This window comes from Dyadobacter sp. LHD-138, assembly GCF_030929615.1.
Lineage (GTDB): Bacteria > Bacteroidota > Bacteroidia > Cytophagales > Spirosomataceae > Dyadobacter.
Genome location: NZ_JAVFVU010000039.1, coordinates 1 through 11,651 on the forward strand (window position 1 = coordinate 1; position 11,651 = coordinate 11,651).

8 protein-coding genes and 1 pseudogene are annotated in these 11,651 nt (G+C 40.1%); all 9 read left to right on the top strand.

Annotation, left to right across the window (positions count from 1 at the left end; genetic code table 11):
• Positions 1-1,331: 1,331 nt before the first annotated feature.
• The 9 genes and pseudogenes from RB622_RS24350 to RB622_RS24390 all read left to right on the top strand — a co-directional run bounded on the left by RB622_RS24350 (position 1,332) and on the right by RB622_RS24390 (position 11,628).
• A complete protein-coding gene (locus RB622_RS24350) occupies positions 1,332-2,066 on the top strand; it encodes a CpsB/CapC family capsule biosynthesis tyrosine phosphatase (RefSeq protein ID WP_308049345.1) in 735 nt (244 codons plus the stop codon).
• A 228-nt stretch (positions 2,067-2,294) separates the two neighbouring features.
• A complete protein-coding gene (locus RB622_RS24355; RefSeq protein ID WP_308049346.1) occupies positions 2,295-3,122 on the top strand; it encodes a polysaccharide biosynthesis/export family protein in 828 nt (275 codons plus the stop codon).
• 32 nt (positions 3,123-3,154) lie between these two features.
• Positions 3,155-5,515 carry a polysaccharide biosynthesis tyrosine autokinase gene (locus RB622_RS24360; protein WP_308049347.1) on the top strand — a complete coding sequence of 787 codons (2,361 nt, stop codon included), beginning with the start codon at positions 3,155-3,157 and terminating at the stop codon, positions 5,513-5,515.
• Between the two features lie 487 nt (positions 5,516-6,002).
• Positions 6,003-6,107, top strand: a pseudogene (locus RB622_RS24365) (hypothetical protein); the annotation flags it as partial.
• A 54-nt stretch (positions 6,108-6,161) separates the two neighbouring features.
• Positions 6,162-7,163, top strand: a complete 1,002-nt coding sequence (locus RB622_RS24370; RefSeq protein ID WP_308049349.1) for a mannose-1-phosphate guanylyltransferase — start codon at positions 6,162-6,164, stop codon at positions 7,161-7,163.
• A gap of 23 nt (positions 7,164-7,186) precedes the next feature.
• Positions 7,187-8,422, top strand: a complete 1,236-nt coding sequence (locus RB622_RS24375) for a hypothetical protein (protein ID WP_308049350.1) — start codon at positions 7,187-7,189, stop codon at positions 8,420-8,422.
• A gap of 80 nt (positions 8,423-8,502) precedes the next feature.
• Positions 8,503-8,889: a hypothetical protein gene (locus RB622_RS24380; RefSeq protein WP_308049351.1), complete on the top strand. Its 387-nt coding sequence runs from the start codon at positions 8,503-8,505 to the stop codon at positions 8,887-8,889.
• A gap of 270 nt (positions 8,890-9,159) precedes the next feature.
• Positions 9,160-10,374 carry a polysaccharide pyruvyl transferase family protein gene (locus RB622_RS24385; protein ID WP_308049352.1) on the top strand — a complete coding sequence of 405 codons (1,215 nt, stop codon included), beginning with the start codon at positions 9,160-9,162 and terminating at the stop codon, positions 10,372-10,374.
• Between the two features lie 51 nt (positions 10,375-10,425).
• The gene (locus tag RB622_RS24390) at positions 10,426-11,628 is read left to right on the top strand and encodes a Coenzyme F420 hydrogenase/dehydrogenase, beta subunit C-terminal domain (protein WP_308049353.1); all 1,203 of its coding nucleotides are present in this window, start codon (positions 10,426-10,428) and stop codon (positions 11,626-11,628) included.
• The last annotated feature ends 23 nt before the right edge of the window (positions 11,629-11,651 follow it).

Below are 11,651 nucleotides of genomic sequence, written 5' to 3' on the forward strand. Positions count from 1 at the left end.
AAAAACGTGTCAGCGGCGAAACACGGGCTGCTGTCCAACCCTGTTAAACAACTATCTCAAAATTGCACTTTTCTCAACAATTTCAAAGAACTTCAAAGATATGCGCGGCGGACCGCCAAACAAATATCCTATTGGAACAAAAACGTCGAAACATCCGAATGTCCTGGTCCCATCGGTACATTTCGTTGGTCGAATAAATAGATTGATGTGGCTTTCGTCTTCCTATTGGAACAAAAACACCGAAACATCCGAATGTCTTTGTCCCATCGGGACATTTCGTTGGCGGTCCGCCGCGCGGTAGCATGGATAGATCGATGTGGCTTTCGTTCCATTGGAACGTTTCGTGGTATTGATATAGCCAATTAAATTAATGAGGAATGAAAAGAATCTTCAACGACGGGTGAAATGTGGGATAATGAAATGTTAAAAAATCTTCGGGTAGCGTAGCCGGTTGTTAAACACTCATAGTTTTAATGCAAACACAGAACGGATCCGGTATGACAGAATTAACTATCCCAACTATACCCAAATCGGGGAGTATTACCGCAATAAGTTTCTACCAACGCAATGTGCCGATGGGACAAGGAGATAAAGGATGTTTCCCTATTTTTGTTGTAATAGGAACATTTCGTTGGGGTCCGCCGCGCGGTAGCAAGGATATTGAAAAGCATCGTTCCTGTGTAACCAAATGCCAATTTGCGTATATGCCTGTCGTTTCATTGCCGTAAACCACAGTGGATCCGGCATCTTCCACCGTACCATTCGTTAGTATCCAGCCATTGGCGGCACCTTCCTCAAAGCCAATGTTGCCACAATCCACCTTTTGTCCGCAACACACCACAGAAGTAAATAAGACGAGCCCAATCATGAATAGAACTTTTCCCATAATTGTACCAGGTGATGTACGGACGAAAGACGAAAGATGCCTCTGTATCGTGATTACGTCAAAACATATTGAACCGTTGCAGGCATCACTGCCCATGTCTGGCACGGATTTTATAAGTGTAAACAGGATTTTGCTGTGACCCGGTATTATTTGTAAAATTTTAACGATGTAAAAAGTCATAGTAAGTCTACGGGGTACTGAAATTCAGTTTACAAGTTTACGCGAAAAATGTTTAGTGCAGAAAAAAAGCGGAATACTTCAATAGAGATCAAGAAATTATGAATTTTGTATTATTATTGAAATATTCCAAGCAATATTCTGCTTTTTCTGCCATTTTTTGCATTAAATTTGCTCTACCCTTAGATACACAATATTCCTGAATAAAGTAATTGCACCCATTGCGACATGTCCGTGGTGTGGCTTTTTCAGGACATTAATAATGCCTATGCTCAACTGGTTATTCGATAAAAAGAAGAAAGAAATAAATCTGGGACGAATTGGAATGGACATCCATTCTCATTTAATTCCTGGCATTGACGATGGTGTAGAAACCGTCGAAGAAGCCGTACAAATGGTACAAAAGATGCAGGAACTTGGTTATTCGCGCATCTATACCACCCCACACGTGATGTGGGACTGTTACAGAAATTCGCCTGAAACGATATTATCCGGTCTTGAAGATGTCAGACTGGCCTGTAAGACTGCCGGACTAACGGTTGAAGTAAATGCCGCCGCCGAATATTTTATCGACGAGCATTTTATGGAAATCCTGAACACTGGAAAGCAATTTTTAACTTTACCGGGAAACCGGCTTTTGGTGGAACTTCCCTATTCCACCCCCCTGATGAATACCTCCGAAACCCTTTTTAAGATTATTGAAAAAGGATATCAACCCGTTCTGGCACATCCGGAACGTTACACATACTTCTATGCTGATCCGTCTGTTTATAAAAAATACTGCGATCAGGGCTGCGAACTGCAAGTCAACATACTATCCCTGGGCGGTTACTACGGTGAAAATGTGCATAAAATGGCAACATGGCTCTTGAAAAATGAACTTATCACTTTTCTGGGAACCGATGCCCACCGCATGCAGCATTTAGACTTGATCGCAAAGAGTGATAAAGCGTCCTGGCTAACGAAGTACCCTTTCCAAAACGAAAAACTTCTAAGTCAATAAGTTAACCAATTAGTATTTATTCTACATGGGCGATAGAAATATTTAATATGATTTAGTAGCATTAAAAATAAGTTTATATAACTTTGCCGTGATTACAAGATTTTACAGATACTAAAACACCTGAAATCGACCCTTTATACCTCTTTTATCATTATTTCGTCTTGCTTGTTTAATTATGTACATATCAGTCCGTTAATAATTAACAAACAACCAATTTAATCTCAACCTATGAAGAACATGAATTCCGTATTGGCCCGATACAGCGTTTTAATAGTACTACTTTACATAGCCGTATGGGGCGGGACCTCATCCTGCGTATCCCCCAAATCAATTGTATATTTCCAAGGAGACACCCAGAAACATTCTTCACAGGATGTAGTGCAGAATTATATACCGACAATTCAAAGTAATGACCTGCTTTCAATCGTGGTAGGAAGTTTAAACTCGGAAGCGAACGAAATGTTCAACACAGCCAATACGGCGATGACCGCGAGTGCCAACTACTCGGCCAACAGCAGTGGTGCAAGATTACAGCCATTAGGTTATTTAGTGAATTTAGACGGTTTTATTGAAATGCCAATGATTGGTAAAGTGAAAATCAAAGGCTTGACCACCACCGAAGCAGCTGATACCATCCGTCATAAACTTCTAAATTTCTTAAAGGAACCATCTGTGATGGTTCGAAACCTGAACTTTAAAATTTCCGTACTTGGTGAGGTGAAATTACCTGCCGTATATGTCATTCCTGATGAAAAGATTACCCTGCCGGAGGTTCTAAGTCTTGCCGGTGATTTAACCATTTACGGTAACCGCAGCAACGTCATGATCATCAGAGAAGAAAATGGGAAACGGGAATATGCAAGAATCGACTTAACATCCAGGGACATCTTCAACTCTCCGTTTTATTATCTGCATAAAAATGATGTCATCTATGTAGAACCTGTTAAATCAAAAATGCTGGATACCGATAGCCGCGTCAGAACCGTGCCGCTGATTGCCACCATCGTGGGCGGAATCAGCACCCTGGGCATCCTGATTCTTAACATTACGAAATAGTATCAATTAGTACAGACCGAAATCTCAACAGAATGTCACAGGATTTTTTAGAAGACGAGGAGCAGGAATTTAATTTACAGGACTACATCCGTCGTTATTTGCGGTATTGGTATCTGTTCCCCATTTTTATCGCGCTGACGCTGACTGCCGCTTTTTTCTATCTGCAGATCACCCAGCCCGTATATAGCGCTAAAACCAGTATCTTAATCAAGGATGAGAAAAAAGGTCTGGGTGGATCCCAGGGAGACATTTTATCAGAATTAAGCAACCAATTCGGCGGGAACAAACTCGTTGAAAACGAGCTGGAAATCCTTAAATCCCAAACCCTGATGGAACAGGTGATTAAAGATTTGAGCCTGGATGTAGCCTACACGAGCAAAGATGGACTAAGAACAGTCAATCTGTATCAGGAAAGCCCCGTGATCGTTAAGCCTGAAATTGTGACAGAACGAGGACTTGAAGAGCCACTTGTTATTCACATGGCAGACAGTACCCACTTCACCTTTAATGACGAAGACAAATTACATACCTTCGGGCAACGCTTTAACAACGCCTGGGGTGCATTTATTGTATCTAAAGGCAAGCCCAGTGAATTTACCGACATCAAGGTCTCTTTTGGTGATGTGAAGAATCTTGCTGAGGGCATGTTATCACGCCTGACGGTGCAGCAGCCTAACATTAAAAGTACTGTTATTGAGCTGACCTATGAAGACGTCTCTGTTCAGAGAGGCAAGGATGTGCTGAATAAATTACTCGATGTGTATGTACAATCGTCTTTAAGCGATAAAAACAGCGAGGCAAGCAATACCCTTAAATTTATCGAAACCCGTCTGGGACTGATCACCGGCGAATTGGGTGATGTCGAAAGGGATGTAGAATCCTACAAAACCAACAAGGGAATCACAGACATCAGCGCAGAATCTCAGCTTTTCCTGGAAAACATCAAGGAGAATGATGCCAAACTCAATGAAGTAAACACCCAGATCAGTATTCTGGAAAGTGTTGACAGTTACATCAAAAATGCTGGAGACGGCGCAGTAGCACCGGCCACCTACATGATCAATGATCCGGTACTGGTATCCCTGCTGACCAAATTCAATGAACTGGAATTGCAACGCGAAAGGTATGCACGTACCACGACGGCCAACAACCCCCTTTTACAAACCATCAACACACAGCTGGACGGCACCCGCCAGGCGATCCGGGAAAACGTACAGAACCTTCGCCGGGGGATGGATGTAACCAAACAGAATCTCCAGGGGATCAATACCCGTTTCTCTGCCGGTCTGAGAAGTATCCCGCAAAAAGAACGTGAGTACGTGGGTATCAAAAGGCAACAGAGCATCAAGGAAGGCCTATACCTTTACCTATTACAAAAAAGAGAAGAAACTGCTTTGATGTACGCTTCCACTGTTACAGACAGCCGTTTGATCGATGCACCAATCTCGACCTATAAACCCATCAAACCAAAAAGATCGCTGATCTGGGCAGGCGCTGGAGCCGCAGGAATCGCCATTCCGCTGCTTTTAATCAACCTGATATTTCTGTTAAACAATACGGTTCAAAACCGGGAAGAAATAGAAAAAACGACCCACGCTTCTATTCTTGGTGAAATTGGTCACATGAAAACAGCCAAAGGCGAACCTGGTGAGGATGCCATCATTAAAATGACCAGCCGGAGCGCCGTGGCGGAGCAATTCAGAGCCCTTCGAACAAACCTCCAGTACCTTGGAGACGGTAGTTGCAGAGTTCTCATGTTTACCTCCTCCATTGGCGGCGAAGGAAAGAGTTTTGTCAGTATCAATTTAGCAGCCAGTTTGGCGTATTCTGACAAACGTGTACTACTGATCGGTCTGGATCTGCGCAAACCTACGCTACATGACCGTTTACAGGTGCCTAACCAGTATGGTGCGTCGAACTGTCTGATTGGACAAGGAAAACCATCTGACTTTATTCAATCGACGATTGTCCATCCGAAGTTTGATATATTAACCAGTGGGCCGATCCCGCCCAACCCATCGGAACTTTTAAGTAATGGGCGCCTGCCGTTGTTATTGGCGGAACTTCGCAAGGAGTATGATTACATTCTGATCGACTCCCCTCCTTATGGATTGGTAACGGATTCCTCGCTGATTGCCGAGCATGTAGATGCAACCCTATATCTGGTTCGCTACAATTACACCCTGGTCGACCATCTGAAACGCATTGGAGAATTACAGCGCGCCAAACGTTTCTCAAATCTATCCGTGATATTCAACGGCGTCAATTACGGAGCCGGGTACGGGTACGGATATGGGTACGGAGGATACGGATACGGGTATTATGGTGATGATCAAGAAACCAAAGTGCAGAACGTCGGGTACCGTTTAAAAAAACTAGTCGGAAAAGTATAACGACAAATTTGTAGGGTATTTCAACAACAAACTGATGACTTACCCTACAAGTTGAAACAGGACAGCACATCGTCCGGATCAGCAGACGCGGAATATTCTTTTGGCATAATTATCATATTGGCATTGAAGACTATCTTAAAATAAAAATGTAAAATTCCAATAACTACCTCTTTCAATTTGAATTTGTAAAAGTATCTATTGAACTAAAACAAGAAATTGTAAATACATTTTGAATACGATTAAAATAGTATTATTTTCAGTAGTCCTTTGAAATATCTGTACCGTATCTATGTTCGCATAGCCCAAGTCTGCCTGATAAAAAACTTAAAGTGACCATTTTACTCAACGTTATATATGAAACAAGAAACCTATCGCAAAACAAAAGACGCATGCAGACCGCTGGATGGTCTACACGCGTCTTGCTGTGAAATCCGAAGACAAAACCGGTTTCACCTGTCCGTTTCAAAGTACTAACCTCCTTATATCGATGAAAATTGCAGTAGTTGGAACCGGCTATGTAGGCTTGGTTACGGGCACTTGTTTTGCAGAAACCGGCAATCAGGTGATCTGTGTAGATATTGACAGTCAAGAAAGTGCACCTACAATGATAATGAACGACTAACGGTTTCTAACTATACATCTTTTTATGAGCGTTATACATGTTATTTTATCCGGAGGTATAGGCAGTCGTTTGTGGCCCGTTTCCCGCAAATCAATGCCTAAGCAATACATCCCGATGTTCGGCGACAAGTCACTTTTCCAACTGACAGCCGAACGGAACAAACTTTTTGTAGACAACACAATCATTGTTGGCAATAAAGATAACTATCTTTTATCCCAGGCAGATATGATTCGGGCTGGTTTACCCGAATTTACCGAAATCATTGAAGCCGCACCTCGCAACACTGCCGCGGCCATTGTCTTCGCAGCTTTAGCCGCACAACCCGACGACATTCTTCTTGTAACCCCGTCCGATCATATTATTACCAACGAAGTGGCTTACGCTCGGGCAATTTCCGAAGCAATCGACTTAGCAAGAGAGAGTTATCTCGTTACTTTTGGAATTAAACCAACCAAACCAGAAACTGGTTATGGCTATATAGAATACAACGAAAACGAAGTGTTGTCTTTCAGGGAGAAGCCAGATATGGAAATTGCTCGTTTTTTTTTAACCCAGGGAAACTTCTTGTGGAACAGCGGCATATTTTGTTTCAAAGCAAGCACTTATTTACAAGAATTAAGCGATTTAGAACCTGAAATCCTGAAAACTTCTCTAACGTGTTGGGAAAGTAAACAAGACAGTTTCCTTCAGGAAAAAGAAACAATGCAAATTCCCTCCAAAAGCATTGACTATGCGGTGATGGAGCGGTCGGAAAAAATTAAGGTAGTGCAGGCCAATTTTGGCTGGTCCGACCTTGGATCTTTTGAATCCATATGGGAGCATTGGCGAGAACAAGGGGAAGATCACCGTTTCGTTCAAAATAACATGATTGTTGGTTGTACGAAGCATGTCGAGTTTCTAGGCGTGGATAATCTGGTTCTTGTAGAAACTGCTGACAGTATACTGGTGTTGGCAAAGAGCAATTCGCAAGGGGTTAAAGCATTATATGAACGATTAGAAAAAGAGATGCCGGAATTGGTAAAATGACGAACCGGTTAACTTAATAAAAAATGAACCAAGTATCTAAATTCAAATATTTAACTAAATCCGTGCATTTCCCGGGGCTTTCCGCCAATGCGGTTTATACTGCCTCTGTTCTCGGCAGACAAGGACTAGGTTTTTTGATCAATTTACTTCTGGCCAAATTTACTCTACCCGACGTCTATGCTGATTATGCATCTTATTTAAATATAGGAACCTATCTTTTGCTTGCCGGAAACTTTGGGTTCAGTGAATACAGCTTAATCCAATCGGTCAGGAGATCGATCCAAATTGAAAACTATATCTCATTTTTTTTGGGTGTGGCTACATTGGTTCTGGGTATTATTATCACTGGTGGTCACTTATTAGGTTATAGTTTGTTGTTTATGTTGGTCGTCGGGAAAATATTTTTCGATACAGTGCTAAATGAAATTTTACTTCCCTGGTATCAAAAATACAATTTGTTTGGGCGCCTGGCCAAAATCAATTTTGTATACTCCGCATGCTTTGTATTTTTAATTGGTGTTCTTTGGGTTGAACATATTTCAATAGAAGCGTTTCTTTTCGGGGCTATTTTGATTTCTTTGATTTTAACAGTAATTCAAATCATTCCAATAGTCGGTAAAATCTTCACCGGTTCTGAGTTTAAAATCCCCCCTCCTATTGACAAGGATTTAATTTATTACGGGTTGAATTATGTAACGGTGCCAATTTATATGAGATTGGTCCCCCTGCTGGTTGTCTTAATGCTGGATAACAAGTCAATTGCAGAATTTCATCTTGGTTTCACTATTGCTTCCGCATGTTTGGTGGTTGCCTTATCTCAGATCAAGGTAATACTACCAAAACTCATTAGTAGCCAAGATATTAAACCTATTCTTATAAGCAATATTAAAATCCTGACGATTTTTAATATCGCCATATTGTGCGCCTTCATTCTGATAGGGAATTTTGTTATTAATTTACTTTATCCGGGCGAAAACTTTTCCCGATTGTATATGATCACTATTGGAATGATATTGGCTAACATTCTTCAGACTATCAGCGGGGTACTGGCGTGTGTTTTAAGTGCTAAAAACTTTCAACGGAAAAAATTAATGATTCAGATAGAAATTATTTTCTTCTCTTTTCTGGTTGGCTGGGTATTGATTCATTACTGGGGAAGTATGGGTGGTGTTTTGACCATATTTTTGACTTACTCATACGTAATTGTCCGTAATTTTTTAATGTTGCACAAACTGGGGCTGCTGACAAACACAAAATAATTGAAAAATAAATTACCCGGCTCTTTTCTGTATGACAATAAAAACGAAGCCCCCTATAAACAGATCAAAATTTAAAAAAGATGGCCATAATCAGAATTGATAATTTAGTTGTATTCAGTTTTAAATATGCTCTTTCACTGATCAAAAAACTTATTATCAGATTACTTAAAAGGAGGGAGATGGAATCGCAGATTCTCAGCACAATTTTTCAGAAAGAATACAACCTAAAAATTGGACAATATTCTTATGGATACTTTGATACTGCGCGAATTTCAAATGGAACCACCATTGGCAGGTATTGTTCCTTTGGGCCTGGAGTAAGGATGTTTAATGGAAATCATGGAATAGAATGGGCTTCCACACATCCCTTTCTATATAACCCTTCCCTGAATATGGTTGCAAAGAGAAAATTAAGAGAACTAAAGTTACGATTAAAAATGATGTTTGGGTTGGAGCAAACGCAATAATACTGCCAAATGTAAAACGCTTTGGAAATGGAGCAATTATTGGTACTGGAAGTGTGGTAGGTAGAAACCTCTCTAAAATCCTAAAATATAGATTTGAAGAGAAATATCAGTCGATAGTTACAAACAGCACTATTTATGAGCAGGATAAACATCAATTTAAACAGAAAATTAAATATATGTATTCCGTGGATACTTTCCGGTATATGTAATTATCAAATGGCATTTATACTTATTTCAAGATTAACCTAAAAAAATTTAAACTTTTGATTTATGTCAGTACACCTGGTTGATAAAGATAACAAAGGCAATAACTTTCTATTATTAGGAGTCTCCTTTAATAGTGATAACAGAGGCGTAAATGCTCTTGGAATCGGTGCAGCTACCATTATTTACAATGAAAGACCGAACAGTAACATTAGTATACTTTGTGTAAAAACCGGCCCCTGGAAAAGCAATTTTAGTCTTGATTATAATGGAGGCAAAAAAAATATCGATGTATACAATATCCGGTTGCGGACTATAATCTGGTATGTTTTCCAATTCAAGTTATTAAGCCTGTTCAAGATCCAGCCCAATAATGAGTTTGCAAAACTTATTATGAGCAAGGATCTGGTATTTAATGTTAACGAGGGAGACTCATTCAGTGACATCTACGGGCTTCGGAGAATTGTCAGACATTTTTGTGATTCTTATCTGGTTCTTCTTCTGGGTAAAAAGTTAACATTTTTGCCTCAAACCATTGGTCCTTTTAAAACTCCAATTGGCACCTATCTGGGTAAGTATATTTTAAAACGTTGTCATAAGATTTTCGTAAGGGACACCAAGGCATTTAACTTTCTGGATAGTATACCAGTTAAATACAAACTTCACAAAGACATGGCTGTATTTATGCAACCAAAATTTGTTCCTTCGGTGTCGGTGCCACCAGCAACTATTGGTCTGAATATTAACGGGCTCATGTATTTCAATAGTTATGCCTCTATGAAAGGAAAATATGATAACTATAAGGAATTCATCCATCAACTTATCAAGGCCTTAATGAAATTGGATTATCCGGTTCTTTTAGTTCCGCATACATACAATCCCACAACACCGAACGGAGAGGATGATCTGTTGGCAATTAAAGAATTGAAAAAAGATTTTTCAGCAAATGACCTTGTATCTATCCTGGAAGGTGATTATAATGCCCAGGAGTTAAAATATATCATTTCACAATGTGATTTCTTTTTAGGATCGCGCATGCATTCTTGCATAGCAGGTTTATCCACCTCTGTTCCAACGATCGGCTTGGCTTATAGTTATAAATTTGAAGGGACATTTGCTAATTTCAATCAAAAGGAGCAAGTTCTGGATTTGTCTTCTTTACACGCTGAAAATATTGGTCAGATTGTCGATCAAGTACTTTCCACTATTCACGGAAGAGCAAAAATAAGAGAAGAATTGACACAAGTTAATGAAGAGCTCGTTCATTTTTCGGTCATTTAATACCTTGTTCAGTCATAGTAAATAGTATTTTTTTGATCAAATAAAGGTTTTATGTCAATTGAAAAGGTTTTAAAAAATGATTTATGCGTGGGCTGTGGTCTATGCGAAAGTGTATTTGAATCCAAAGTGCAAATTCGGTTGGATGAAAAGGGATTTTTACGGCCTATGCAGCTTAATTCACTGACCGATCAAGAAACAAGTCAACTTAATACTTTTTGCCCCGGTGTAACTATTAAAAATGACATACCAAAAGAAATTGGTAACATCAGCCATCCGATCTGGGGTGAATACAATCAGATTGTGACTGGTTATGCAGAAGATAAAAAAATACGTGAGCAAGGTTCATCTGGTGGTGTACTAACGGCCCTGGCCAGTTATCTTATCGAGTCAGGAGAGGTGGACATAGTACTTCACGCAGGTCAATCGACAACTACCCCGATTTTAACAGAATATAAAATAAGTAGCTCCCGGGAGAACGCAATGAATAATGCCGGATCCAGATATGCGCCTTCTGCTACGCTGATTAACCTGGATGAAATTTTAGATACTTTTTCATCCATTGCTATTATAGCCAAGCCATGCGAGATAGCAGCGGTTCGCAAATACCAGCAGTTGTTTCCTGAAAAAGGCAAAGGCATAAAATACTTGCTTTCATTTTTTTGTGCTGGTGTTCCCAGTATGAAAGGCACAGAAGCCAGTATAAAGAGTTTAGGAGCGGATCCAAAAAACCTTTCTTCGCTCAGATATCGGGGAGAGGGCTGGCCGGGATACTTTAAAATAACAGATAAGGAGGGAAAGGAATTCAAAATGACTTACAATGATTCCTGGGGAAATATTTTGAACAGACACCTTCAATTCAGATGTAAAATTTGTCCTGATGGCACCGGAGAACAAGCGGATATTGTGTGTGCCGATGCTTGGGAAGAATCAGAAGATGGTTACCCCAGCTTTGAACAACGCCCAGGCCAAAGTTTGATCATGACGCGGACGCTGAAAGGTAAACAACTTTATAGTAAAGCGATAAATGAAAAATACGTTTCAATCAGCGACTCAAATTTTGATATTAACACATTAGAAAAAATACAACCCTATCAGTTTCTAAGAAAGGCGAATATCATTCCACGTATACTTGCGATGAAATTGTTTTTCAGGCTAACTCCTTCGTACGAATGGTCCATATTAAACAAAGCATCCAAACAGGTTTCTATGTTTCAGAAAGTAAAGAATTTTATGGGAACCGTGAAGCGATTGTAAATAAAAACTTAACACCTTTAACG